Source organism: Reyranella sp. (assembly GCF_965279625.1).
In the GTDB taxonomy this organism is placed as follows: domain Bacteria; phylum Pseudomonadota; class Alphaproteobacteria; order Reyranellales; family Reyranellaceae; genus Reyranella.
The window spans coordinates 3302779-3328072 of sequence record NZ_OZ257251.1 but is presented as its reverse complement, the minus strand read 5'-3'; the positions used below and the strand labels follow the sequence as shown (position 1 = coordinate 3328072).

26 protein-coding genes are annotated in these 25294 nt (G+C 68.6%); 22 read left to right on the top strand and 4 right to left on the bottom strand.

All coding sequences use genetic code 11. The features are described from left to right. Positions 1–15 precede the first annotated feature (15 nt). The gene (locus ACQY78_RS16160) at positions 16–717 is read left to right on the top strand and encodes a fumarylacetoacetate hydrolase family protein (protein ID WP_428676712.1); all 702 of its coding nucleotides are present in this window, start codon (positions 16–18) and stop codon (positions 715–717) included. A 74-nt stretch (positions 718–791) separates the two neighbouring features. On the opposite strand, the gene ypfJ is transcribed toward ACQY78_RS16160, so the two are convergent. Next, on the bottom strand, positions 792–1739 hold the full coding sequence (ypfJ, locus tag ACQY78_RS16155) for a KPN_02809 family neutral zinc metallopeptidase (RefSeq protein WP_428676710.1): 948 nt from the start codon (positions 1737–1739) through the stop codon (positions 792–794). A 66-nt stretch (positions 1740–1805) separates the two neighbouring features. On the opposite strand from ypfJ, the gene ACQY78_RS16150 reads away from it, so the two are divergent. Next, positions 1806–2627, top strand: coding sequence for an exodeoxyribonuclease III (locus tag ACQY78_RS16150; RefSeq protein WP_428676708.1), 822 nt, complete (start codon positions 1806–1808; stop codon positions 2625–2627). A 12-nt stretch (positions 2628–2639) separates the two neighbouring features. Then, positions 2640–2885, top strand: a complete 246-nt coding sequence (locus ACQY78_RS16145) for a GlsB/YeaQ/YmgE family stress response membrane protein (protein WP_324505122.1) — start codon at positions 2640–2642, stop codon at positions 2883–2885. 4 nt (positions 2886–2889) lie between these two features. On the opposite strand, the gene ACQY78_RS16140 is transcribed toward ACQY78_RS16145, so the two are convergent. From ACQY78_RS16140 to ACQY78_RS16130, 3 genes are read right to left on the bottom strand one after another with little or no spacing between them, the layout of a single operon-like run. Then, positions 2890–3378, bottom strand: a complete 489-nt coding sequence (locus ACQY78_RS16140) for a class I SAM-dependent methyltransferase (RefSeq protein ID WP_428676707.1) — start codon at positions 3376–3378, stop codon at positions 2890–2892. A 25-nt stretch (positions 3379–3403) separates the two neighbouring features. Next, positions 3404–3853 (bottom strand): cyclic nucleotide-binding domain-containing protein, encoded by a 450-nt coding sequence (locus ACQY78_RS16135; RefSeq protein WP_428676705.1) that lies wholly within the window; start codon positions 3851–3853, stop codon positions 3404–3406. A gap of 20 nt (positions 3854–3873) precedes the next feature. Continuing rightward, entirely contained in the window at positions 3874–6594 is a 2721-nt protein-coding gene (locus ACQY78_RS16130) for an ABC transporter transmembrane domain-containing protein (protein ID WP_428676703.1), read from the bottom strand. Between the two features lie 167 nt (positions 6595–6761). Between ACQY78_RS16130 and ACQY78_RS16125 the strand changes: the two genes are divergently transcribed. The 19 genes from ACQY78_RS16125 (at position 6762) to ccmI (ending at position 25278) form a co-directional block, all read left to right on the top strand. Next, positions 6762–8054 (top strand): glycosyltransferase family protein, encoded by a 1293-nt coding sequence (locus ACQY78_RS16125; RefSeq protein ID WP_428676702.1) that lies wholly within the window; start codon positions 6762–6764, stop codon positions 8052–8054. Positions 8055–8067: 13 nt separating this feature from the next. Next, positions 8068–9345: a glycosyltransferase gene (locus tag ACQY78_RS16120; protein ID WP_428676700.1), complete on the top strand. Its 1278-nt coding sequence runs from the start codon at positions 8068–8070 to the stop codon at positions 9343–9345. 2 nt (positions 9346–9347) lie between these two features. Next, entirely contained in the window at positions 9348–10463 is a 1116-nt protein-coding gene (locus tag ACQY78_RS16115; protein ID WP_428676698.1) for a glycosyltransferase family 4 protein, read from the top strand. Further along, on the top strand, positions 10460–11047 hold the full coding sequence (locus ACQY78_RS16110; protein WP_428676696.1) for a histidine phosphatase family protein: 588 nt from the start codon (positions 10460–10462) through the stop codon (positions 11045–11047). The genes ACQY78_RS16115 and ACQY78_RS16110 overlap by 4 nt, the downstream gene beginning before the upstream one ends. Then, complete coding sequence (locus ACQY78_RS16105) at positions 11044–12192, top strand: glycosyltransferase family protein (protein ID WP_428676695.1); 1149 nt, start codon at positions 11044–11046, stop codon at positions 12190–12192. The genes ACQY78_RS16110 and ACQY78_RS16105 overlap by 4 nt, the downstream gene beginning before the upstream one ends. Further along, entirely contained in the window at positions 12189–12941 is a 753-nt protein-coding gene (locus ACQY78_RS16100) for a polysaccharide deacetylase family protein (RefSeq protein WP_428676694.1), read from the top strand. The genes ACQY78_RS16105 and ACQY78_RS16100 overlap by 4 nt, the downstream gene beginning before the upstream one ends. Before the next feature lie 22 nt (positions 12942–12963). Continuing rightward, positions 12964–13470 carry a hypothetical protein gene (locus ACQY78_RS16095; RefSeq protein ID WP_428676692.1) on the top strand — a complete coding sequence of 169 codons (507 nt, stop codon included), beginning with the start codon at positions 12964–12966 and terminating at the stop codon, positions 13468–13470. After that, positions 13467–15440 (top strand): dipeptide ABC transporter ATP-binding protein, encoded by a 1974-nt coding sequence (locus ACQY78_RS16090; protein ID WP_428676691.1) that lies wholly within the window; start codon positions 13467–13469, stop codon positions 15438–15440. Before ACQY78_RS16095 ends, ACQY78_RS16090 begins: the two co-directional genes overlap by 4 nt. Position 15441: 1 nt before the next feature. Next, positions 15442–16440: an ABC transporter permease gene (locus ACQY78_RS16085; protein ID WP_428676690.1), complete on the top strand. Its 999-nt coding sequence runs from the start codon at positions 15442–15444 to the stop codon at positions 16438–16440. A gap of 7 nt (positions 16441–16447) precedes the next feature. Beyond that, positions 16448–17638 carry an ABC transporter permease gene (locus tag ACQY78_RS16080; RefSeq protein ID WP_428676689.1) on the top strand — a complete coding sequence of 397 codons (1191 nt, stop codon included), beginning with the start codon at positions 16448–16450 and terminating at the stop codon, positions 17636–17638. A 421-nt stretch (positions 17639–18059) separates the two neighbouring features. Next, positions 18060–18701 (top strand): heme ABC exporter ATP-binding protein CcmA, encoded by a 642-nt coding sequence (gene ccmA / locus ACQY78_RS16075; RefSeq protein ID WP_428676687.1) that lies wholly within the window; start codon positions 18060–18062, stop codon positions 18699–18701. Beyond that, positions 18698–19363: a heme exporter protein CcmB gene (gene ccmB, locus ACQY78_RS16070; RefSeq protein ID WP_428676686.1), complete on the top strand. Its 666-nt coding sequence runs from the start codon at positions 18698–18700 to the stop codon at positions 19361–19363. The genes ccmA and ccmB overlap by 4 nt, the downstream gene beginning before the upstream one ends. Positions 19364–19377: 14 nt before the next feature. After that, positions 19378–20097, top strand: a complete 720-nt coding sequence (gene ccmC, locus ACQY78_RS16065) for a heme ABC transporter permease CcmC (protein ID WP_428676684.1) — start codon at positions 19378–19380, stop codon at positions 20095–20097. Then, positions 20094–20234 (top strand): heme exporter protein CcmD, encoded by a 141-nt coding sequence (gene ccmD / locus ACQY78_RS16060; protein ID WP_428676683.1) that lies wholly within the window; start codon positions 20094–20096, stop codon positions 20232–20234. The genes ccmC and ccmD overlap by 4 nt, the downstream gene beginning before the upstream one ends. Continuing rightward, complete coding sequence (gene ccmE / locus ACQY78_RS16055) at positions 20231–20665, top strand: cytochrome c maturation protein CcmE (RefSeq protein ID WP_428676682.1); 435 nt, start codon at positions 20231–20233, stop codon at positions 20663–20665. The genes ccmD and ccmE overlap by 4 nt, the downstream gene beginning before the upstream one ends. Before the next feature lie 211 nt (positions 20666–20876). Then, on the top strand, positions 20877–22838 hold the full coding sequence (locus tag ACQY78_RS16050; RefSeq protein ID WP_428676681.1) for a heme lyase CcmF/NrfE family subunit: 1962 nt from the start codon (positions 20877–20879) through the stop codon (positions 22836–22838). Continuing rightward, a complete protein-coding gene (locus ACQY78_RS16045) occupies positions 22839–23378 on the top strand; it encodes a DsbE family thiol:disulfide interchange protein (protein WP_428676680.1) in 540 nt (179 codons plus the stop codon). Between the two features lie 62 nt (positions 23379–23440). Beyond that, positions 23441–23944, top strand: coding sequence for a cytochrome c-type biogenesis protein (locus ACQY78_RS16040; RefSeq protein ID WP_428676679.1), 504 nt, complete (start codon positions 23441–23443; stop codon positions 23942–23944). 5 nt (positions 23945–23949) lie between these two features. Continuing rightward, on the top strand, positions 23950–25278 hold the full coding sequence (ccmI, locus tag ACQY78_RS16035; RefSeq protein ID WP_428676677.1) for a c-type cytochrome biogenesis protein CcmI: 1329 nt from the start codon (positions 23950–23952) through the stop codon (positions 25276–25278). Positions 25279–25294 lie beyond the last annotated feature (16 nt).

The following is a 25294-nucleotide window of genomic DNA, read 5'->3' as shown; positions in this document are numbered from 1 at the left end:
CGGGAGAAGAATGAGATGGCTTATGTCGTGACGCCGCCGGCCACCGTCGGCGTGCCGGTCAATGGAACCGGCGACCTGTTCCCCGTCCGCCGCATCTTCTGCGTCGGCCGCAACTATGCGGCCCATGCCCGCGAGATGGGGCACGATCCCGACCGCGAGCCGCCGTTCTTCTTCACCAAGCCGGCCGACGCGATCGTGATCTGTGCCGACCCGAAGAACCCGACCAAGGTCGCCTATCCGCCGGCCACCAAGAACCTGCACCACGAGATGGAGCTTGTCGTGGCGATGAAGTCGGGCGGCAGCGACATCCCCGTCGAGAAGGCGCTGGATCACGTCTATGGCTACGGCGTCGGCCTCGACATGACGCGCCGCGATCTCCAGAACCAGGCCAAGGACATGGGCCGCCCGTGGGACATGGGCAAGGGCTTCGATCAGTCCGCGCCGATCGGCGAGATCTATCCGGCGGCCAAGATCGGCCATCCCGCCAAGGGCACCATCCAGCTCGATGTGAACGGCAAGACCCGCCAGAAGTCCGATCTCAACGCGCTGATCTGGAGCGTGCCCGAGACGATTTCCTATCTGTCGGGCCTCGTCGAGCTGGCCGCCGGCGACCTGATCTACACCGGCACGCCCGACGGCGTCGCCGCGGTGGTGAAAGGCGACACGCTGTCCGGCTTCGTCGACGGCTGCGGCACGGTGACGTGCGTGCTGGTGTAGTTCTTACTTTTTCTGCACCGCGCGGGCTCCCGCGCTTGTGAAAGCGCTGCCGCCCGCCAACAGCTTTAGCTGCGCTAAAGCTGTTGAGCCCTGAACGTGTCGCACTGACGGGGATCGCCCGTTTCCAGGCCCTTGCGGAACCAGCGCGCGCGCTGCGCGCTGCTGCCGTGGGTGAAGCTGTCGGGGACGACCCGGCCCTGGCTCTGCTTCTGCAGCGCGTCGTCGCCGATCGCGCTGGCGGCGGCCAGCGCCTGGTCCACGTCCCTGTCGTCGATCATCTTGCCGCCGCTCTTCTTGTCGGCGCGGTTGGCCCAGACGCCTGCAAAGCAATCGGCCTGGAGTTCGGTGCGGACCGACAGCGCGTTGCCGTCGCGCTTGCTCATGCTCTGGCGCATCTGCTGGACCTTGGCCGAGATGCCGAGCTGGTTCTGCACGTGATGGCCGATCTCGTGGGCGATCACATAGGCCTGCGGGAACTGGCCGGGGGCCTTGAAGCGCCGCGCCAGCTCGTCGAAGAAGCCGAGGTCGAGATAGACTCGCTGGTCGGCCGGACAATAGAACGGACCCATCGCCGCCTGGCCGACGCCGCACTCGGTGCGCGTGGCGTCGCGGAACAGGACCAGCTTGGGGTCGCGATACTGGCGGCCCATGCCCTGGAAGACCTCGTGCCAGACATCCTCGGTGCTCTTCAGCACGCGCGACACGAACTGCGTCTGGGCGTCGCCGGCGGGCGCAGTCGCGCCCGGCGTGCGGCTGGCCGAGGAGGAGGGTGGCGCCGGCGCGTAGCTCGAGGTGCCGCCCCCGCCGCCGGTAATATCGCTGAGGATGGCGCCCGGATCGGCGCCCATGATCATGGCGATGACGACGAAGGCCACCAGGCCGAAGCCGCCCTTGAACAGGCCGCCGCCGCCTCCGCCCATCGGAATGGGAAAGCCGCCGCCGCCGCCGAATCCTCCGCCGCCGATCCCGCCGTCGCTGCGGCGATCCTCGATGTTGCTGCTCTGGTCGCCATCCATCTGCATGGCTCGGTCTCCTTGGTCGAGATGTTCCCGGCGAGATCGTCTCCGGATCGTCTATAGTGCCCGGCGATGAGTCTCACCATTGCGACCTGGAACATAAACTCGGTCCGGCTGCGGATCGGAAACGTCGAACGGTACCTGAAGTTGCGCAAGCCCGATGTGCTGTGCCTTCAGGAGACCAAGTGCCCGGACGAATTCTTCCCGCACGAGGCCTTCGAGCGCATGGGCTACACCCACCGCTTCGTGCAGGGGATGAAGGCCTATAACGGCGTGGCGATCCTTTCCAAGGTGCCGTTCGCCGCCGGCACCATCCACCATCGCTGCGGCAAGGAGGATTGCCGCCACGTCGAGGTCGCGCTCGACGTCGGCGGCGATCCGATCCTGCTCGACAATCTCTACATCCCGGCCGGCGGCGACATTCCCGATCCCGATCTCAATGTGAAGTTCGCGCACAAGCTCGATTTCTATCGCGAGATGGCCGCCTGGTACGCCGAGCGCAAGCCCGGCCCGCGCGCCCGCAAGGGCCTGCGCCGCGTCACCGTGGGCGATCTCAACGTGGCGCCGCTGGAGCATGACGTGTGGAGCCACAAGCAGCTCCTCAAGATCGTCTCGCACACGCCGGTCGAAGTGGAATTGTTCGGCAAGCTCCAGGCCTCGCTCGACTGGATCGACGTGCCGCGCCGGTTCGTGCCCGAAGACCAGAAGCTCTATTCCTGGTGGAGCTATCGCAACACCGACTGGCGCGCCTCCAATCGCGGCCGCCGGCTCGATCATATCCTGGCGAGCCCCGCTCTTGCCGGGGCAATTCGCAGCCACCACATCGACGTCGATCTGCGCGACTGGGAGAAGGCGTCGGACCATGTGCCTGTGTCGGCGACGTTCGAGGTTTAGGGGGAGCCTGCCATGATGCAAATAATCTTCACCATTCTGATCGGCTTCGTCGTCGGTCTCCTGGCCCGCTGGATCGGTCCCGGCGAGCAGATCCAGGGCTTCTGGATCACCGTCCTGGTCGGCGTCGTCGGATCGGTGATCGCGACCTACGGCGGTCAGGCGCTCGGCCTCTACCGCGCCGGCCGGCCGGCCGGCTTCATCGGTTCGGTGATCGGCGCGATCGTCCTGCTGGCTCTCGTCCAGCTCTTCGGCAGATGAGCCGCTAACTTACGCGGTACAGGAAGTACCGGCCCGCCGGCACGCCCGGCGGGTCGGGCTGGCGCCGCCAGCGGGGCACCTCGAGCGACTGGTTGGCCAGCACGTAGCCGCCTGACGCAACGAGCCTGTCGAGCGCCGGCCCCAGCCACTTGCCCATTGCCACGTTCGCTTCGTGATCGCCGGTGCCGAGATCGGTGTGGATCAGCGCGGCCGTTGCGCCGAGTTTTCTTGCGGCGTCGTCGATCGTCCGGTCGGCGTCCCCGAGGAACAGCCGGTCATCGGGCGGGATGCAGTCGGGGTGGGCCGCCACCTTGCGCTCGAACACATAGATGTCGCGGCCGGGAAACAGCTCGCGCAGATGATCGTAGGTGCGGCCGTTGCCCAGGCCCACTTCGAGCAACGGGCCAGGCATCGCATCGACGGCGGGCTTCAGGAAGTTCAGGCAGTCGCGCTGCGCCTGCATGCGCGCGATGAAACTGTCGAGACGACTCATGACGATGCGATGACTCTGAGGGCGATCAGCCGGCCTTGGTGGCGGCACGCAGTTTCTGATTGGTGTCCTCGAGACGGTGCGCCAGCTCGCGCATGATCTCGATCGCCATCTCGGGAAACTCCGCGACCAGGCGATAGAACATATCCTTGGTGATCTTGAGCGTGGCGAGCGGCTCCTTGGCCTTGATGGTCGCGGTGCGCGGCACGTCGCACAGGATGGCGATCTCGCCGAAGAAGCTGTTGCGCTTCATCTCGGCCACCGAGATCTGGCCGGTCGGCGTGTCGATCAGCACGTCGGCCGTGCCGCCCAGGATCACGTACATCGTGTCGCCGGGATCGCCCTGGTGACAGACCTCCTGGCCGATGCCGAAGTTCACCCGCTCGCTGGTGAAGGCCAGCAGCTTGAGCCTCGCTTGCTCGACCTTCGAGAAGATCGGCACTCCCTTCAGCAGCTCCACCTCTTCGTTGAGGTTCATCGCGTCCTCCTCGATGCGCCCTACGCCGACGCCATCAGCTCGGTATAGAGCCCGCCTTTTGCCGCCAGCTCTGACGGCGATCCCTGGGCGACCACACGGCCACCCTGCATAACGACGATCTGCTCGAACGGCTCGGCCTGGTTGGGCCGGTTGGCGATCCAGAACACACCGCAGCCCCGTTCGGAAGCATCGGCCAGAATGTTGTCGCGAATGCGGTCCTGGGTGCGGCCGTCGAACATGGCCACCGCTTCGTTGACGACCACGAGCTGCGGCCTCTTGATCAGGGCGCGGCCGATTCCGAGCTTCTGGCGCTGGCTCGCGGGCAGTCGCTTGCCGCCGACGCCGACATTGTACTCCAGGCCGACCTCGATCACCGAATCGCGCAGTCCGAGTTCGTCGAACACCTGGGCGATCAGGGTGCCGATGCGCTCGCCGGCCTGCGCCTGGCCGTAGACCAGGCGGCCGAACAGGATGTTGTCCTGCAGGGTGGCGGCGCTGTTGTAGCGCTCGAAATCGTAGAACTCGACGGCGTCGCGCAGATTGGCCGGCAGGCCCTCCGCAAAGGCGCGGCGGGCGCCCAGGATTCGCTCCTCCATGGCCGCGTCGATCAGGCCGAGGCGGTGGCGCGCCTCGATGTAGCGGAACGGCAGCGTCATCAGACGGATGCGGTCGGCCTCGGGCACCGCTTCGATGCCCTTGCCGCCGAGGCGTTGCAGCAGCAGGCGGACGTTCGGCAGTTCGTCGGCCGAGATGAAGCTGTACTGCTCGAACAGAGGATTGTCGGGCGACAGTCCGGAGAACAGCTCGACCATGGTTTCGGCGATGCTGAGACCCATGCGCTGCAGGTCGACGTCGAGCCCGGTCTTGCGCAGCACCGACATCACGTAGGGATCGGCCGCGAGATTGTCGCCGTCGAACTGCTTGCCCAGCGCCGTGCCGAACAGCAGGTTTTCGGCGACCGACAGGTTCTTGTTGTAGTGGTCGTCGTTGAACGGTTCGACCAGGCCGGCATAGGTGCCGTCCTGCAGGTGCTCGTGCAGCGTATGCCGCGCCTTCAGGATCTTCTCGGCCAGATCGGGCCGCACGGCCGCGTCGACGGTGCCGCGCAGGCCCAATGAATAGATGTCTTCGTCGAGCTCGACCTGCTTCAGCACCCGCACCATGCAGGGCAGCAGATCGGCCGGACCGGTCGCGCCGGCCAGCTCGTAGTCGACCCAATCGGCATTGGGATCGAAGGCCGGATTGCCGGCGCGCTCCGATTCCTTCCAGAACGCCTCGCGAATCGCCTTCGTGGCCTCGTCATAGGTTGCCGGTGCCACGGGCCGCAGCTTCAGGCCGAACAGGAGATTGTCGCGGACGGAGAGCGGGAAGAGGTAGGTGTCCTGCCCGACATAGGCCAGCCGCGCGCCGATGACATACTCGGGCAGCTGGAAGAAATCCTTGCCGTCGATGCGGATCGTGCCGCTGGCCGGCAGGGTCTGGCGTGCCAGCACCTGGCCCAGCACGTCCTTGCCCGAACCCGAGCCGCCGATCACCGCGACGCGACCGCTGGTCGACAGGTTGAGCGAGAGATTGTCGAGCTGCTTCACGCGACCGTCCTCGGTCACGACCACCCCGACCAGCGCCAGCTGGTTGCCGAGCGGCGGCGGCGGTCCGTCGGGGATCGCCTGAAGCTCCGGCGGCATCATGCCTTCGGGCTGGAACTGGTCGATCACCTGTTCGTACTTGATCTGCACGTCCTGGCGCTGCTGGTCCCAGTCGATCAGTTCCTTGATCGGCGATGGCAGGTCCTTGTAGGCGAGCAGGACGCCGACCACGGCACCGACGTCCATCTGCCCCGTGATGGCGAAATAGCCGCCCACCAGATAGATGGCGAAGGGCGTCGCCTGCGACAGGATGTTGTTCCAGAACTTCGCGACGAACTTCTTCTGGTAGAGGTCGAAGCGGATCTTGAAGATCAGGCCCAGCCGCTCGGAAATATCGGCGCGTTCGTAGTTGGCCGCGCCATGGATGTGGATCTCGTGCACGCCGTCGGCGGTCTCGGCGATACGGCCGGCGAGCTGGCGGGCCGAGATCTGTCGCTGACGGCCCAGCACCAGCACGGGCTTGCGCAGGCGCGGGATGATCGACATCTGCACGGCGAGCAGCACGATCACGATGATCCCGAGCAGCCAGTTCTGCATCATGATGAAGATGATGGCCGTCAGCGCCTGGCCACCCAGGAACATCGGCTGCACGAAGGCGTCGCCGATGAAGCCGCCCAGCGGCTCGACCTCGTCCTTCACCATGGTGGCGAGCTCGGCCTGCTTGACCTTGCGGAAGTGGGCCGGCGGGAAGCGCAGGATGCGGTCGTAGAGTTCGTAGCGCAGGCGGCGCAGCATGCGCTCGCCCATGCGGCCCTTCTGGGTGTTGATCGTCTTCTTGAACAGGCCGTTCACGATGACCGCGCCCAGGAAGACGAAGCTCATCACCACGAGATACTGAAGCTGGTCGACCTGGAAACCGTCGAAGAAGCGGATGACCCTGCCCGGGAAGACGGCGGAGAGGTCCAGTTCCCAGACCAGGAAGGGGATGGTCTTGCTGTCCTTGAACGCGTTTCCCTGGATGCCGTTGTTGATGACCGATTTCGGTACCGTCAGCGACATGAAGTAGAAAATCTGGGCCAGGAATACCAGCAGCAGGATCACGACCTGTTCGGGCCGGCTGTGCCGCCAGATATAGGAGAAGAGACTGCGTTCCATGAATCCTGTGCCGCCGCGGTCGACGCTCCCCCTATAGGCGATCAGTGCCTTGATTACATTAGATATTTGCCGGGTTGCCGCACCGGGGTTCGCGGCACGCACGGCTTGTGGCATAGTCCCCCCGTCGTTCACCGGTCGGGGCATGGGCTTCGGCGAGGGAGAGGCCAATGCCCGCCAGCAACCGGTCCAAACGCGTATTGCTCTACAGCCACGACTCGTTCGGTCTTGGCCATGTGAGCCGCTGCCGTACGATCGCCAATGCCATCGTCGAGGCCGATCAGTCCGTGTCGGTCCTGATCCTGTCCGGCTCGCCGGTCGTTGGCTCCTATGAATTCCGATCCGGCGTCGACTTCGTGCGCATCCCCGGTGTCGTGAAGATCGAGACCGGCGAGTACGACTCGGCCAACCTGCGCATGAACGTCGAGCATACGCTCGAGATGCGCACCCGCATCATCCGCGACACCGCCGACATTTTCCGCCCCGACCTCTTCATCGTCGACAAGGAGCCGCTCGGCCTGCGCGGCGAGGTCGGACCGGCCCTGCGACTGCTCAAGGATCGCGGCACGCCGCTGGTCCTCGGCCTGCGCGACGTGATGGACGATCCCGCCCAACTCGCCAAGGAGTGGGAACGAAAGAACGTCGTGCCGGCGCTACGCGACCTCTACGACGAGATCTGGGTCTATGGCCTGCCTCAGGTCAACAAGCCATTGACCGGCATCGACGTGCCGCCATCGGTGCGCCACAAGATGGTCTACACCGGCTATCTGCGGCGCGAGTTGCCGCTGCACAGCGACGTGCCGCATGAGATGGAGGAGATGCACGGGCCCTTCATCCTGGTGACGCCGGGCGGCGGCGGCGACGGTGTCGAGCTGGTCGACTGGGTGCTCGCGGCCTACGAGTCCGATCCCAACATTCCCTACGGCGCGGTCATCGTGTTCGGGCCGTTCATGCCGGCCACGGCGCGCGAGGCCTTCAAGGAACGCGCCGCGAAGTTCCCGAACATTCAGACGCTCACCTTCACCAACAATCTCGGCGCCCTGATGCAGCGTGCCGCCGGCGTCGTCGCCATGGGCGGCTACAACACGTTCTGCGAGATCCTGTCGTTCGACAAGCGTGCGATCATCGTGCCGCGCACCCATCCGCGCCTCGAGCAGTTCATCCGTGCCCGCGCGGCACGCAACATCGGCCTGATCGAGATGCTGGATCCCAATCGTGGGCGCGACCCGCAGACGATGGCCACGGCATTGCGCCACCTGCCGCAGCAGGGCCTGCCGAGCGATGTCGTGGTGCCGGGTCTGCTCGACGGGCTGGGCAGCGTCTGGCGGCTCGTTTCCAAGCAGCTCTCCCATCCCCACCGCGGCCCGGCCTCGCTCGAGGCGGCGGAAGCAGCCGGCGCGTCTCTGGGTGGTGAACTCGCCTCGGCGGACCCGGTCCCCTTGCCGGGACGCCACCGCACCTGATTTCCGGACGCCGATGTTGCAAGATGAGAACAGGCCCAAAGTCGCGGTCATCCTGAAAGGCTGGCCGCGCCTCTCCGAGACCTTCATCGCCCAGGAAATCGCCGGCCTCGAAGCGCGCGGGGTGGCGCTCGAACTGTGGTCGATGCGCCGTCCGACCGACAAGGCGCGCCATCCCGTCCATGATCGCGTCGCGGCCCGCGTCGTCTATCTGCCCGAATACCTGAAGGACGAGCGGCGGCGCGTGTTCTCGGCCTGGCTCAAGGCCCGCCGTATGCCGGGATATGCCGCGGCGCGGGCCAGGTTCCTCGCCGACTTCCAGCGGGACCGCACCTCCAACCGTGCGCGGCGCTGGGGCCAGGCGCTCGTGCTGGCGGCCGAGCTGCCGGACACGATCGAGCGCCTCTATGCGCATTTCCTGCACACGCCCGCCTCGGTGACGCGCTACGCCGCGATCCTGCGCGGCCTTCCATGGAGCGTGTCGGCCCATGCCAAGGATATCTGGACCAGCGAACCCTGGGACGTGCGCGAAAAGCTCGAGGACTGCGCCTGGCTGGTGACCTGCACCAAGGTCGGTCTGCAGCGCCTGGAGGAACTGGCGCCGAACCCGGCAAAGCTGCGGCTGGTCTATCACGGGCTCGACTTCGCCCATTTGCCGCCTCCGCCGCCCGCGCGGCCGCCGCGCGACGGCTCGGATCCCGCCGATCCCGTCGTGATTCTCTCCGTCGGCCGCAAGGTCGAGAAGAAGGGCTACGAAGATCTCCTGAACGCGCTGGCATCGCTGCCGGCCACGCTGCACTGGCGCTTCGAGCATGTCGGCGCGGGCGACCTCTCCGAGGCTCTGAAGGCGCAGGCGGCCTCGCTCGGCCTCGCCGATCGCTGCCTCTGGCACGGCGCCCAGCCGCAGAAGGCGGTGTTCGCGGCGCTGGCGCGTGCCGATCTCTTCGTGCTGGCAAGCAAGAGAGCCGCCGATGGCGATCAGGACGGGTTGCCCAACGTCCTGATGGAGGCCGCCCATCAGGGTCTGCCTCTCGTATCGACGCAGGCCGCGGCCATCGGGGAATTCATCGAGGACGGCGAGACCGGCCTGCTGGTGCCGCCGGGCGCGCCGCGTGAGCTGGGCCTTGCGCTCGCTCGCATGGTCGCCGACCCGGTGCTACGGCAAAGGCTGGCGCAGCGCGCCGGCGAGGTCGTCCGCACGCGCTTCTCCTACGAAGCCGGCGTCGAATGGATTGCGTCGGCCCTGCAGGGTCGGACGGGCGAGAGCACCGTCACCGCCCACGCCGCGGAATAGCCGTGCGCGTCCTGCTGCACACGCCGTTGAAGGCGCCCGACAGTCCCATACCGTCCGGCGATCGCGAGATGGCGCGCGGGCTGGTTCGCCTGCTCGAACGCCTCGGTCACAGGGTCGCGATGCCGCCAGTGAGCCGAGTCGCGCCCGGTGTGCCGCCGGTTGCCGCGCACCTGTCGCTGGAGCGGCGCGCGCGTGCGCAGGCGGCGCGCTTGATCGCGCGCTGGCGGGCGCTTCCTCCGCATCATCCGGAGCGGTTCGATCTCTGGTTCACCTACCATTGCTACTATCGCAAGCCCGACTGGCTGGGCCCGGCGGTGACGCAGGCCCTTGGCCTTCCCTATGTGATCGTCGAGGCCTCGCATGCGCCGCGGCGTGCGCAGGGCCCGACACGGGCCGGCCACCGCGCCGTCGAGCAGGCGCTGGCGGCGGCCGACCTCGTGCTGACCGTCAATCCGCGGGACGTGGCGGGCGTGAAAGCGCGGCTGCGGCCGGGTGCCCGACAGCTCTGGCTGCCCCCGTTCATCGATGTCGCCCCTTTCCAGGTTCCGCCCCGGCGTGACCCGGGCCAGCCGCCCCTGCTGCTCAGCGTCGGCATGATGCGCACGCGCGACAAGCTCGAGTCCTATCGCGTACTGGCCCGCGCCTTCGCCCTGCTGGAGGACAAAGAGTGGCGCGCCCTGCTGGTGGGTGATGGTCCCGCCCGCGCCGAAATCGAGGGGTTGATGGCGCCTTTTGGCGCGCGCGTGCGCTTTGCCGGCGCCGTGCCGCACGGCGAGCTGCCGGAACTCTACGCGTCGGCGGACCTTTACCTTTGGCCCGCGATCAACGAAGCCTACGGCATGGCCTTTCTCGAAGCCCAGGCGGCTGGCTTGCCCGTGGTCGCCGGCCGCACCGGCGGCGTCCCCGCGGTCGTGGCTGATCGTGTCACGGGATTGCTGACCCCTATCGGCGATGCGGCTTCCTTTGCCGCGGCGGTGGCGCGCCTGCTGGACGACCCGGCGGAACGCGCCCGTCTTGCCGCCGCCGCCGCCCGGCGGGTGGCCGCGCATCACGACGAGCGCGCCGCCGCGCACGCGCTGGGAGCGGCGCTGGCGACCTTGCCGGGCGCGAAGAGATGAGGGCCGTGCCCTTCGTGCTGCTGCGCCACGCCCCGACCGACTGGAATGCCGGTGGCCGGCTGCAGGGCCTCACCGATACTTGTCTCAGTCCCGAAGGCGAGGCGGCGGCCCGGAGCTGGCGCCTGCCCGCGCCGGCCGACGGCTGGAAGCGATGGAGCAGTCCGCTGCAGCGGGCCCGCCGCACGGCCGAGCTCCTGCAGCCTTCAATGCCCGTGGGCATCGATTCGCGCCTGCGCGAAATGAGCTTCGGCGTCTGGGAGGGGTTCACGGTGAAGGAGCTGCGCGCCACAGGCGGCGAAGCCTTCGCCGCAGCCGAAGCGGCCGGCCTCGACTTCCACCCGCCGGGTGGGGAGTCGCCGCGCATGGCCATGGCCCGCCTGTCGCACTGGAGTTCGACGCTGACGGAGCCCGTGGTCGCGGTGTCGCACAAGGCCGCGATCCGCGCGCTGCTGGCGCTGGCGAGCGGCTGGAACATGCTGGGGCGGCCGCCGCACAAGCTTGACTGGAAGTGCGCCCACTTCTTCGTCGCGCAGGGCGAGGGACGCGTGACGATCGAGCGCCTGAACGTGCCGCTCACGTCATGACCGCGCGCGTCTTCTTCTATGTGCAGCACCTGCTGGGCATCGGCCATCTGCGGCGCGCCGCGACCCTGGCGCGCGCGTTGGCGGCCGGTGGCTTCGACGTGCTGCTGGTCTCCGGCGGCGCGCCGGTCGACGGGCTGGCGCTCGGCGGTGCGCGGCTGCATCAACTGCCGCCGGTGCGCGCCGCCAATGAGAGGCTGAAGGAGCTGGCACAGCTCGACGGCGCGCCGGTCGACGAGGCGTTTCGCGCGAGGCGCACGCGGCAACTGCTCGATCTGTTCGAGGTCGAGGCGCCCGACATCCTGCTCACCGAGCAGTTTCCCTTTGGCCGCACGCAGCTTCGCTTCGAGCTGCTGCCGTTGCTCGAGGCGGCCCAGGACCGGCCCACCGCGCCGTGGATCGTCTCGTCGATCCGCGATGTGTTGCGCCGCACCGCCTCGCCGGCGCGGGTGGACGAGATGGTGCAGACCTTCGAAGCCTTCGACGCCGTGCTGGTCCATGCCGATCCGGCGCTGGTGCGGCTCGACGACAGTTTCCCCGCCTGGGCCGACATCCAGGCCCGGGCGCTCTACACCGGATACGTTTCCGACTCCGACCCTGCCGCCGTTGCGGACCTTGCCGTCGGCAAGGGCGAGGTGATCGTGTCGGCCGGCGGCGGTGCGGTCGGTGCGCCGCTGCTGCAGGCCGCCCTTGCGGCCCGTCCCCTGACGGCACTGGCCGATCGCAGATGGCGGCTGCTCGTCGGACCGAACATGCCGGACGCCGAACGCGCGGCGCTCGCGGCGTCGGCGGACGGGGACATCATCGTCGAGCCGGTACGCGCCGACTTCCCGTCCCTGCTGCGCAACGCGGCCCTGTCGATCTCGCAGGCGGGATACAACACCGTGGTCGAGACGCTGTGCCATGGCGATCGTGCCGTGCTGGTGCCGTTCGGGACGGCGCGCGAGACCGAGCAGGCGGACCGCGCCCGCGTTCTGGTCGAGCGCGGCATGGTGGCTTCCGTGGCGCCCGGAGACCTTTCGCCCGAGACCCTTGCGGCGGCCATCGCGAGAGCCTGGGCAGGACCTTCGATCCGCAGCTTCCCGCCGGTCGATGCGCGCGGAGCGGCCGCCACGGTCGCAGCCCTGAAACAGATGGTGGCCCCATGAGCGGCTGGCAGGCGCTTGCCGACGAGGCCGCGCGCTGGCGCGATGCGGGCCGCACGGCCGAGCTCTGGTGGCGCGACGACGACGCCATCGATGCCACGCCTTCGCTCGATCGTCTCGTCGGCCTCGTTCGCGACACGCAAACGCCGCTCGCGCTCGCGGTGGTGCCGGCCCAGGCCACCCCGGCGCTGGCCGCCCGCCTTGCCGGTGAACCGGAGGTCGACGTGCTGCAGCACGGCTACGCCCATGCCAATCATGCGCTCGGGTCGGAAAAGAAGATCGAGCTCGGCGTGCAGCGTCCGGCCATGATGACCCTGGGCGAGCTTGCGACCGGATGGATGGCGCTCGAGCGGCTTTTCGGATCGCGCGCGCTCGCGGTCATGGTCCCGCCCTGGAACCGTATCGCGCCCATGCTCGTGCCGACGCTGCCGGAGATCGGGTATCGCGGGCTCTCGACCTTCGGCCCGCGTCCGCGCGTCCATCCGGTGCGCGGCCTGTTGCAGGTCAATACCCATGTCGACCTGATCGACTGGAAGGGCGGCCGCGTGTTCGTGGGCGAACAAGCCACGCTCGCCGGCCTCGTGGCGGCGCTGGCCCAGGCGCGCGCCGGCGGCGGCGAGCCGGTTGGCATCCTCAGCCATCATCTTGCGATGGACGCCGGGGCGTGGGATTTCCTAAGGTCATTGTGGGAAAGAATGAAAACGCTGGAGAACATCCGCGTGCGTCCGGCGCGCGCGCTGTTCGGCCCATGATGCCGGTCGAGGGAGGGCGCAGGTGAATTCCGTCGAGCTGCGCTATCCGCAGCAGACGCTGGTGGCGGACTATATGCGCGCCGCGGCCGGTGTGGTGCTCTGCGCGGCGCCGCTGCTGCTGCTCGACGTCAACCGCTGGCTGGCTGCCCTGCTTCTCGCAGGGTTCGGACTCTTCGCCCTCTTTCTGCTACGCACGGCACTGCGCCACCGGACGCGTTACATATTGAGCCCGGTTTCGCTACGGGCCGAGGGCCCGGCGGGGACCGTGGTGGACTGGAATCGGCTGGACAGGATGAAGCTCAGCTACTTCTCGACCAAGCGCGACCGGTCGGACGGGTGGATGCAGCTCGCGGTCGGCTCGACAGGCGGTAGGCCGGTGAAGGTCGATTCCTCGCTCGAGGGCTTTCACGATATCGTCGCGCAGGCCGCCCAAGCTGCAGAAGCGACGGGAGTGGCGCTCGGCGACGCAACGCGCGCAAACTTGAGGTCCATGGGTATCGTGGTGGCGGGTCAGGAAGAGACGGTATGAAGGATCTGCTGCGGGTAGAAGATCTGACGGTCGAGTTCGGCGTCCACGAGGGCGTGCTGCGTGCCGTCGACAAGGTCTCCTTCTCCATCCCGCCGGGTGGCACGGTGGCGCTGGTGGGCGAGTCGGGCTCGGGCAAGTCGGTCTGCAGCCAGGCGATCATGGGCCTGCTGCCGCGCACGGCGAAGATCGCCTCCGGCTCCATCCTGTTCCAGGATCCGCGCGTCAACCAGGGCGTCGTCGACATCGCCCGCATCGACCGAACCGGGCCTGAGATGCGGCGCATCCGCGGCGGCCAGATCTCGATCATCTTCCAGGAACCGATGACGTCGCTGTCGGCCCTCCACACGGTGGGCGACCAGATCGGCGAGGCCGTCGAACTGCACGGCGCGCAACCCGGCGGTCCGCTGGGCGGCAAGGGCGGCGAGGGCGGCCGCAAGCTCAGCCGCGCCGAGATCGACGGGCTCACCATCGACATGCTGCGCATGGTGGGCTTCCCCGATCCCAAGCGGGCGCTGCGAACCTATCCCTTCGAATTGTCCGGCGGTCTGCGCCAGCGTGCGATGATCGCCATGGCGCTGGTCTGCCGGCCGGCGCTGCTGATCGCCGACGAGCCGACGACCGCGCTCGACGTCACCATCCAGGCCCAGATCCTGCGCCTCATCAAGGACCTGCAGAAGGAACTTGGGATGGCGCTCCTGATGATCACCCACGATCTCGGGGTGGTCGCCAACGTCGCCGACGACGTGGTCGTGATGTATCGCGGCAAGGTCGTCGAATCGGGCGACCTGCACGACATCTTCCGCGATCCGCAGCATCCCTACCTGAAGGCGCTGCTGCATGCGGTGCCGCGCTTCGACATGAAACCCGGCGAGCGGCTGCAGCCGATTCGCGAGATCAAGGGCACGACCGGCCATCTGCTGAAGGAAAAGCCGGTCTCGGCCCCGACCGCGACCTTCAATCCCGACGCGCCGGTGCTCAAGGTGCGCCACGTCACCAAGACGTTCCGCATCCGCAAGGCCGACACGCTGATGGAACAGCTGATGGGCGGCGGCACGACGCGTGCCGTCCGCGCCGTCAACGACGTGAGCTTCGATGTCCTGCGCGGCGAATGCCTGGGACTCGTGGGCGAATCGGGCTGCGGCAAGACCACGCTCAGCAAGATGCTGATGCGCGGCATCTCCGCTGACGAGGGCCAGGGCGGCCGCGTGATCTTCGACGATTGGGGCCGCAAGATCGACGTGATGAGCCTCGAGGGCACGGAGCTCAACCGCTTCCGCACCAAGCTGCAGTTCATCTTCCAGGATCCGTTCGGCTCGCTGAACCCGCGCATGACCGTCTACGACATCCTGGTCGAGCCGCTGGTCATCCATGGCATCGGCGACGATGCCTATCGCCGCGAGATGGTGGCCGAGCTGATGGAAATGGTCGGCCTCGACCGCCGGCACCTCAGCCGCTACCCGCACTCCTTCTCCGGCGGCCAGCGCCAGCGCATCGGCATCGCCCGCGCGCTCGCGCTCAGGCCCGACATGGTGATCTGCGACGAGCCGGTCTCGGCGCTCGACGTGTCGATCCAGGCGCAGATCCTGAACCTGCTCAAGGACCTGCAGAAGCAGCTCGGCCTCACCTACCTGTTCATCAGCCACAATCTCGCGGTGGTCGACTACATCGCCGACCGCATCGCCGTGATGTGCGCCGGGCGCCTGGTCGAACTCGCGCCGGCGGGCGAGCTGTTCCGCAACCCCATGCATCCCTACACCAAGGCCCTTCTTTCGGCGGTGCCGATGCCCGATCCCGACGCCCGCCTCGACCTCGGCGCGCTGATGGAGGGCAAGGCGTCCGATCCCACCGTCTGGCCCGAGCCGTTCCGCGACGACGGCAAGACGCCGCTCCTCTGGACCGAGGCCGAGCCGGGCCATTTCGTGCGCGTCTCGCGATCGGCCGGGCATCTCGCCGGGCGAGAGGTGGTCTGACATGCTGCACTTCATTGCCCGCCGCGTTCTGCTGATGATCCCGACGCTGTTCGTGATCAGCGCCCTCGTCTATTTCATCATCGACCTGCCGCCCGGCGACTGCGTGACCTCGCAGATCGAGGAGCTGCTGGCCCGCGGCGATCCCGACGCCCATCAGCGCGCCGAGGAGCTGCGCCAGCTCTACGGCCTCAATCTTCCGCTGTGGCACCGCTACCTGGATTGGGTGGCCGGCATCTTCCGCTGGGACTTCGGACTGTCCTGCCAGGATACCGTGCCGGTCGCCGACCTGATCAGCGAACGCATGATGCTCACCATCATCATGGAAACCTGCACGATCATCTTCATCTGGGTCGTGTCGTTCGTCATCGGCGTCTACGCCGCGACCCATCAGTACAAATGGGGCGACTACGTCGCCTCGTTCATCGGCTTCATCGGCCTGTCGATCCCGAACTTCCTGCTGGCACTGGTGCTGCTCTATGTCGGCAAGGTCTATTTCGGTCTGTCGATCGGCGGCCTGATGGACCCGGAGTACATCGACAAGCCATTGAGCTGGGGCAAGATCGTGTCGGTGATGCAGCACCTGATCATTCCGGTCGTCGTGATCGGCATGTCGGGCACCGCCGGCATGATCCGCCGGCTGCGCGCCAACCTGCTCGACGAGCTGCAGAAGCAGTATGTCGTCACCGGCCGGGCCAAGGGCCTGCCGCCGATGAGGCTGCTGGTGAAGTATCCGCTTCGCCATGCCATCAACCCGTTCGTCGCCGACATCGGCGGCCTGCTGCCCGACGTCATCTCGGGATCGGTCATCGTCTCGGTGGTGCTGTCGCTGCCGACCACGGGCCCGATGCTGCTGAGCGCGCTCAAGACCCAGGACGTCAACCTCGCCGCCACCTTCCTGCTGTTCGTGGCGGTGCTCACCGTCATCGGCATGCTGATTTCGGACCTGGCGCTCGCCGCGCTCGATCCGCGCATCCGCTTCGGCGCCAGTTCGGAAAAGTGAGGGTGCCATGACCGACACGACACCCTCAGGCATCCCCCCCGAAGCCCCCCGCCGCGCGCCCCATTTCGTCTCGAAGGAGACGTGGGACCCCTACGTCGCCGACAAGCTGACCGCCGAGCAGGAACGCTACTACATGGCGGGCCAGTGGAAGCTGATGTGGTGGCGCTTCCGCCGCCACAAGCCGGCCGTGGTCTCCATGGTCTTCCTGCTGCTGATGTATTTCTCGACGATCATCAGCGAGTGGATTGCGCCCTACGACCTGCACACGAGGCATTCGCGCTATATCTTCGCGGCGCCGCAAGGCGTCCATCTGTTCCACGAGGGCTCCTTCCTCGGGCCGTTCGTCTACGGCCTCAAGATGGAGCGCGATCCCGCCACCCTGCAGCGCATCTACTCGGCCGACACGACCAAGCCGCAGCAGCTGCGCTTCTTCTGCATGGGCGAGAGCTACGAGTTCTGGGGCCTGATCGAGGGGCGCTTCCATCTGGTCTGCCCCCCGGAGGACGGGACCTTCTTCCTGCTCGGTACCGACCGATTGGGAAGGGACATGTTCAGTCGCATCGTCTACGCCGCCCGGATATCGCTCACCATCGGCGTCATCGGCATCGCGCTGTCCTTCACGCTCGCCTTGGTCCTGGGCGGACTGGCCGGCTATTACGGCGGCTGGATCGACAGTGTCGTCCAGCGGTTGACCGAGATCATCAAGAGCTTCCCGCACCTGCCGCTGTGGCTTGCCTTGTCGGCGGCCCTGCCGGTCACCTGGTCGCCGCTGCTGGTCTATTTCGGCATCACCATCATCCTGGCGCTGCTCGACTGGCCGGGCCTGGGACGCGCCGTGCGCTCCAAGCTCCTGTCGTTGCGCGAGGAGGATTACGCGGCGGCCGCCCAGATGATGGGCGCCAAGCCCGCCCGCATCATCGGTCGCCACCTGCTGCCCGGCTTCATGAGCCACCTGATCGCCTCGGCCACCCTGTCGATCCCGTCGATGATCCTGGCCGAGACGGCTTTGTCGTTCCTCGGCCTGGGGCTGCGGCCGCCGATCACCTCGTGGGGCGTGCTGCTGAACGAGGCGACGGACATCAATGTCGTGGCGGTGAACTGGTGGCTGATGCTGCCGGTGGTGCCGGTGATTCTCGTGATCCTCGCCTATCAGTTCATGGGCGACGGGATGCGCGACGCTGCGGATCCCTACGCGTAAGCGCACAGCGCTTACGCGTGGCGGGCGGCAGGGCCTGTAATCAGGCCCGGGAGCCCGTACGGCTCAGAACGGATGAGGGTGTTGCGACACCCTCAAGCCCTTGAAATCCTTATCTATTCTGCACGGTGCAGGCTCTCGGGCCTTCGTCGCTGCGCTCCTGCAGGCCCTGCCGCCTGCCAAACGGGGGTATTTGAGCCGCTTGCGGCTCAAATACCCCCGTTTTGCCCCATTTGGGCCTAGCGACGGCCACCCCGCCTTTCCATCTTCCTTCTTGTATCTCCCCCGAACGTGGTCCCCCCAAAGCCACGTTCTAGCCTCCTCGGAGGCGCTCAGGCCGCCATCTCACTCTCCCCCGAGATGGCGGCCTTTTTCTTTGCCTGCGGGCGGCGTGCCCCTTGCCCCCATGCTAGGAGGGCGCCCCATGGTGCCTCCGCTCCTCGAAGTGACCGGCCTGTCCTGCCGCCGCGGCGGCCGGCCGGTGTTCGACCGTCTTTCCTTCGGGCTGGGCGCGGGCGAACTGCTGGCACTGACCGGGCGCAACGGCAGCGGCAAGACCAGCCTGCTGCGGGCCCTGGCCGGGCTGACACCGCCCGCGGCCGGGACGGTCGCCTGGCGCGGCATCGACATCGCCGAGGACCCCGAAACCTGGCGCGGCCGGCTGGCCTGGCTCGGCCATCTCGAGGGGCTGAAGGGCGACCTCACGGTGATCGAGAACCTGCTGATCGCCGAGCGGCTGCGCGGCGGCGAGGCGGGTGACCGGCTGGATGGCGCCCTGGTGGCTTTCGATCTCGACGGACTGGCCGTACGGGAGGTGCGCACCCTCTCGGCGGGCCAGCGTCGCCGCACGGCGCTTGCCCGTGTCGTGCTGTCCCAGGCGCCGCTCTGGCTGCTCGACGAGCCGCTGAACGCGCTCGACGCGCCGGCCCAGGCGGCGTTCCGGACCGCGCTGCAGATCCACCTCGCGGCCGGCGGTCTGGCCATCGCCGCGACCCATGCCGAGCTCGGCATCGAGGGCGCGCAGCGGCTCGACCTGCGCGGCGGCGGCCTGCGGGACGAGCCATGAGCGGCTTCACGACGCTTCTCGCGCGCGACCTGCGCCTGGTGCTGCGGCGGCCGGGCGATGTCGGGGTGGTGCTGGCCTTCTTCGTTGTGGCCACGGTGCTGTTCCCGCTGGGCATCGGCCCCGAGACCAACGTGCTGGCGCGCATCGCCGCCGGCGTCCTGTGGTGCGCCGCTTTGTTCGCGGCACTTCTGTCGCTGGAGCGGCTGTTTGCCGCCGACTACGAGGACGGCACGCTCGACCTGCTGCTGCTGGCGCCGTGGCCGCTCGAGCTGGCGGCGCTGGCCAAATGCCTGGCTCACTGGATCGTGACCGGCCTGCCGCTCAGCCTGCTGGCGCCCGTGCTGGGCATCGCCTTCGGCCTCGACGGGCAGAGCCTGCTGGCGCTGGGCGCGACCCTGCTGGTCGGCACCCCCACTTTGTCGTTGATCGGCGGGCTCGCGGCGGCCCTGACATTGGGCGCGCGCAAATCCGGCGCGCTGCTGGCGCTGCTCGCGCTGCCGCTCTGCGTGCCGACCCTGATCTTCGGCGCCGGCGCGATCGAGACGCTGGCGGCGGGTGACGGCATCGTGACACATGTCGCGATCCTCGCCGCTCTTGCATTGGTCGCCCTGGCCACGACGCCTTGGGCGATTGCCGCAGCCTTGCGGCAAGCCGGCGAATAGGGAGGATGAGGCCGATGGCCGACCTGCATTTTCTCGCCAATCCTGCGCGTTTCCGCCGCTTCAGCCAGCGCGTGCTGCCGGGCCTCGCCTTCGCCACGGTGCTGATGCTGGCGGTCGGCTTCTACATGGCCTTCTTCGTGGCGCCGGAGGACTACCAGCAGGGCAAGACGGTGCGGATCATGTTCCTGCACGTGCCGTCGGCCTGGCTGTCGATGGGCGGCTACGCGCTGCTGGCGGCACTCGGCGCCTCGCTGCTGGTATGGCGCCATCCGCTGGCGGCGCTGATGGCGCGCGCCGCCGCCCCCGTGGGCGCGAGCTTCGCGGCGGTGTGCCTGCTCACCGGCTCGCTGTGGGGCCGGCCGATGTGGGGCACCTACTGGGTGTGGGACGCGCGGCTCACCTCGATGCTGCTGCTGTTCTTCCTCTATCTCGGCCACATCGCGCTCAGCCGCGCCTACGATTCGCCCGAGCGCGGCGATCGCGCGGCGGCGATCCTGGCGCTGATCGGCGTCATCAACCTGCCGATCATCAAGTTCTCGGTCGACTGGTGGAACACGCTGCACCAGCCCGCCTCGATCACGCGGCTCGATGCGCCGGCGATCCACAATTCGATCCTGGTGCCGCTGCTCTGGATGGCGGTCTCGCTGCTGTTCCTGTTCGTCTGGCTGGTGCTGCTGCGCACCGAGACCGAGATCGACCGCCGCCGCCTCGAGAATGCCGAGGCCACGGCATGAGCAACCACGCGGCCTATATCCTCGGTGCCTATCTCGCCGCCGCGGTCATCCTGGGCGGCCTGGTGATCGCCTCGCTCGGTGCGCGCCGGAAGGTGCGGCGCGAACTGGCGGCGCGCGGCCTGGAGAGGCGGCGATGACGCCGAAGCGCCGCCGTCTGTGGTTGCTGCTGGGATCGCTGGGCACGCTCGGTGTCGCCGCCGCGCTCGTGCTCACGGCCTTGAACGACAACCTCGTCTTCTTCTATTCGCCGACCCAGGTCGCCGAGAAGAGCATCGGCCCCGACCGCCGCTTCCGGCTGGGCGGCCTGGTCGAGGAGGGCAGCGTCCAGAAGGACGGGCAGGTCGTGCGCTTCACCGTCACCGACACCCACAAGACGCTCAAGGTCACCTATCGCGGCATCCTGCCCGACCTGTTCCGCGAGGGGCAGGGCGTGATCGCCGAGGGCTCGATCGGCCCCGACGGCGTGTTCACGGCGCGCGAGATCCTAGCCAAGCACGACGAAAACTACATGCCGCCGGAGGTCGCGAAGGCGCTGAAGGAAAGTGGCAAATGGAAGGACGCCAAGTGAGCGCCTTGGCGACCTCCGGTGGGCGGCAGCGCCTGCAGGAGCGCAGCGACGAAGGCGCGGGAGCCCACTGTGTGGAGGCTTTCAGGCGGTGTTTCGCCACCCTCATCTTTTCTGAGCCGTGCGGGCTCCCGGCGCTTCGCTCCCGCGCCTTCATGGGCGCGTACGCTGCAGCGCCTGCCGCCCGCCAGCGCTTTCGCTACGCTGCAAGCGCATGATTCCCGAACTCGGCCACTTTGCACTCATCCTCGCGCTGGCCGTCGCGCTGGTGCAGGGAACGCTGCCGCTCATTGGTGCGAGCAGAGGTGACCTGCGCCTGATGGCCCTCGGCCGCACCGCCGCGCTGACGCAAGCCTTCCTCGTGCTGCTGGCGTTCGGCGCGCTGACGCAGGCTTACGTGACGTCGGACTTCTCCGTCCTCAACGTCGTCGACAATTCGCATTCGGCCAAGCCGCTGCTCTACAAGATCAGCGGCGTGTGGGGGAACCACGAAGGCTCGATGCTGCTATGGGCGTTGATCCTCGCGCTGTTCGGCGCGGCGGTCGCGATCTTCGGCAACAACCTGCCCGACACGCTGCGCAGCCGCGTGCTGGCCATCCAGGCGCTGATCGGCGTCGGCTTCCTGGCCTTCCTGCTCTTCACCTCCAACCCGTTCCAGCGCGTGTTCCCGGCGCCGCCCGATGGCAACGGGCTGAACCCGCTGCTGCAGGATCCCGGCCTCGCCTTCCATCCGCCGCTGCTCTACCTGGGCTATGTCGGCTTCTCGGTGACCTATGCCTTCGCCGTCGCCGCCCTGCTCGAAGGCCGGGTCGATGCCGCGTGGGCGCGCTGGGTGCGGCCGTGGGCGCTGGCGGCCTGGTGCTTCCTGACGCTCGGCATCGCGCTGGGTTCGTGGTGGGCCTATTACATCCTGGGCTGGGGCGGCTTCTGGTTCTGGGATCCCGTCGAGAACGCCTCGCTGATGCCGTGGCTGGCCGGCACCGCGCTGCTGCACTCGGCCATCGTGGTGGAGAAGCGCGACGCGCTGAAGAGCTGGACGGTGCTGCTGGCCCTGCTCGCCTTCTCGCTGTCGCTGCTCGGCACCTTCCTGGTGCGCTCGGGCGTGCTCACCTCGGTGCATGCCTTCGCGCAGGATCCGGCGCGCGGCATGTTCATCCTGGCCTTCCTGCTGTTCGTCACCGGCGGCGGCCTCGCCCTCTACGCCTGGCGCGCGCCGCAACTGCAGGGCGGCGGCCTGTTCCAGCCGGTCAGCCGCGAGGGCGCGCTGATCCTGAACAACCTGCTGCTGTGCACGCTGGCGGCCACGGTGCTGCTGGGCACGCTCTATCCGCTGTTCCTCGACCTGCTCACCGGCAACAAGGTCTCCGTCGGCCCGCCCTTCTTCAACGCCACCTTCGTGCCGCTCTGCGCGCCGCTGTTTGCCGCGCTCTGCGTCGGCCCGTTCCTCGGCTGGAAGCGCGCCGAACTCTGGCCCGCCCTGATGCGCCTGCGCGTGGCGCTCGTCGTGTCGCTGGCCGCCATCCTGGTCGCGATGACGATGATCGACAGCCGCTCGACCCTGGCGGCGCTGGCCTTCGGCTTCGGAGTCTGGCTGATCGTCGGCAGCCTGGCGTCGCTGACCGACCGCATCCGCAGCGGCACCCTGCGCACCCTCCCGCGCTCGACCCTAGGCATGGTGATCAGCCACGCCTCGCTGGGCGTCGTCGTGCTGGGCTCGGTCGCGACCTCGTCGTGGAACACCGAGCTGATGCACACGATGAAGCCCGGCGACCGCATCGACTTCGCGGGCTACAGCGTGCAGCTCGAGCGCATGGACGAGGTGCGCGGCCCCAACTACATCGCCGAGCGCGCGACGCTCGCCGTCAGCGTCGGCGGCAAGCCCTACACGGTGCTGCAGCCCGAGCGCCGGCTGTTCACCGTGCAGCGTCGACAAGTGGCCGAGACGGCGATCCAGACCAACCTGCTGCGCGACTTCTACGCCACCCTGGGCGAGGGCAGCCCGCAACAGGGCTGGGTGATCCGCCTCTATCTCAACCCGCTGGCGCCGTGGATCTGGCTGGGCGCGGCGCTGTGCGCGCTGGGCGGCTTCGTCTCGCTGTCGGACCGGCGGCTGCGCATCGGCGCGCCGTCGCGGCGGCCCGTCCCTCAAGCGCCACCACTGCAGCCGGCCGAATAGATGCGCCGCCTCCTCTTCATCCTGCCGCTGCTGACGCTCGCGCTGATGGCGGGCTTCTTCGCCTGGTCGCTGACCAGCGGCCGCGACCCCGCCTCGATCGGCTCGGTGGTGGTGGGACGGCCGGCGCCCAGGCTCGACCTGCCGGCGCTGCGGCCGGGCGAGGCGGCGCTCACCGACGCGGATCTGCGCACCGGCAAGCCGGTGATCGTGAATTTCTTCGCGAGCTGGTGCACGCCCTGCCTGGCCGAGCATCCGCTGTTCACGCGGCTCAGCGAACGCGAGGGCGCGACGATCGTGGGCATCGCCTGGAAGAACAAGCGCGACGACGCACTGCCCTGGCTGAAGAAGCTGGGCGATCCCTTCAAGCTCGCGGGCCTCGACCTCGACGGCAAGACCGGCCTCGACTGGGGGCTGAGCGGCGTGCCCGAGACCTACCTGATCGACGGCACCGGCATCGTGCGCCGCCACTATCGCGGGCCCATCACCGAGCGCGATCTGAACGAGACGATCCTGCCGTTCCTCAAGGGGGCGGTGAAGTGAGGCTTTCCCCCTTCCGGCGCTGCGCGCCGACTTCCCCCGCAAGCGGGGGCAGTGAAGCATTCATGTCCTCCCCCGTCATCGGGGGAGGTGCCCCGAAGGGGCGGAGGGGGTGGGCCGCAGTCGCGCTCTTCCTCGCGCTGCTGTTCACCCTCCCCGCCCTCGCCGTCGAGCCGTCCGAAGTCCTGCCCGACCCGGCGCTCGAAGCCCGCGCCCGCGAGATCGGCCGTTCGTTGCGCTGCGTCGTCTGCCAGAACCAGTCGATCGACGATTCCTCGGCCGAGGTGGCGCATGACATGCGCCGGGCGGTGCGCGAGCGGCTCGTCGCGGGCGACAGCAACGGCGACGTCTTCGCCTACATGGTCGCGCGCTACGGCGACTACGTGCTGCTGAAGCCGCCCTTCAAGGCCGGCACCCTGATCCTGTGGCTGGGCGCGCCGCTGCTGCTGCTGCTGGCCGGTGCTGCACTCCTGCTCGCCGCGCGCCGCCGCCGGCACACACCGATCGCAGCACCCAAACCGCTCGACGAGGAGGAGCGCCGCCGCCTCGACGCGCTCCTGAAGGGCTGAAGGCCATGCTCGAATTCCTGCTGGCGCTGCTCACCACCGCGACCGTTGCCGCCCTTCTGTGGCCGCTGCTGCGGATGCGCCTGCCCGCGCGCGACCGGCTGTCGGGCGAACTGGCGATCTACCGCGACCAGCTGGCCGAGCTGGAGCGCGAGCGCGAAGCCGGGACGCTCAAGCCCGCCGAGGCCGCCGCCGCCCGCACCGAGATCGAGCGCCGCATGCTGGCCGCCGGCGACGCCGCCGCCGGCGACGCCGCCGCGGGCAGCGCCTCGGGCACCACCAAGGGCACCGCCAAAGCCCCGGGCGCCTCCGACGCGGTGCAGAAGTGGCTACCGCCGGCGCTCTCGCTGTGCGTGCCGCTGCTGGCGCTCGGCCTCTACCTCCAGGTCGGCCGCCCCGGCCTGCCCGCCGCGCCGTTCGCGGACAGGGGCACCGAACAGCCCGCCCCGTCGCGCCAGCTCGACGTCGCCGGCCTGCTGGCCGAGGCGCGCGCCCGCCTGGCGCAGGACCCCAACGACGCCGAGGCGCTGGCGGCCCTGGGTGAAGGCCTGACCCTGGAGGCCGGCGGCACCGTCACGCAACCGGCGCTCGAGGCGCTGCAGCGGGCGCTCCCGGCGCGGCCCGACGATGCGCGCATCCTTTACTATCTCGGCCTGCACGAGGCGCAGAGCGGCGACTCGAAGGCCGCGATCGCCCGCTGGCGCGACCTCGAGGCCAGCAGCCCGCCCGACGCGCCCTGGCTGCCGATGCTGCGCGCCGAGATCGCGCGCGTGGCCAAGGCCGCCGGCATCGAGCTGCCGCAAACCGCGCAACCGCCGACCCAAGCGCCGCAATCGGCCACGCCGCAGCCCAGCCGCGAGCAGCAGGAGGCGATGGCCCAGCTCACGCCGGAGCAGCGCCAGCAGGCGATCCGCTCCATGGTCGAGGGGCTGGCCGCGCGCCTCGCCGACGCGCCGCAGGACCGCGCCGGCTGGCTGCGCCTGGCCAATGCCTGGAAGGTGCTGGGCGAGAACGCCAACGCCGCCGACGCCTACGGCCGCGCCGACACGCTGGCCCCCGTCGACGCGCGCATCCTGGCTGACTGGGCCGAGGCGCATGTCCGCCAGCTCGCGCCCGGCGCCGTGCCTTCGGCGCAGGCCGTCGCCGTGCTGGAGAGGCTGGAGAAGGCCGAGCCGCGCAACGCGCTGGCCCTGTTCTACCTGGGCGTCGCCGCCGAAGCCGCGGGCAACAAGCCGGCGGCGCTGCAGCGCTGGAAGACGCTGCTGGCGCTATTGCCGGCGGATGCGCCGATCCGGGGGATGCTGGAGGAAAGGATCAAGGCGGCGGGGGGCGGCTGATCGGTGCCAGAGAGAG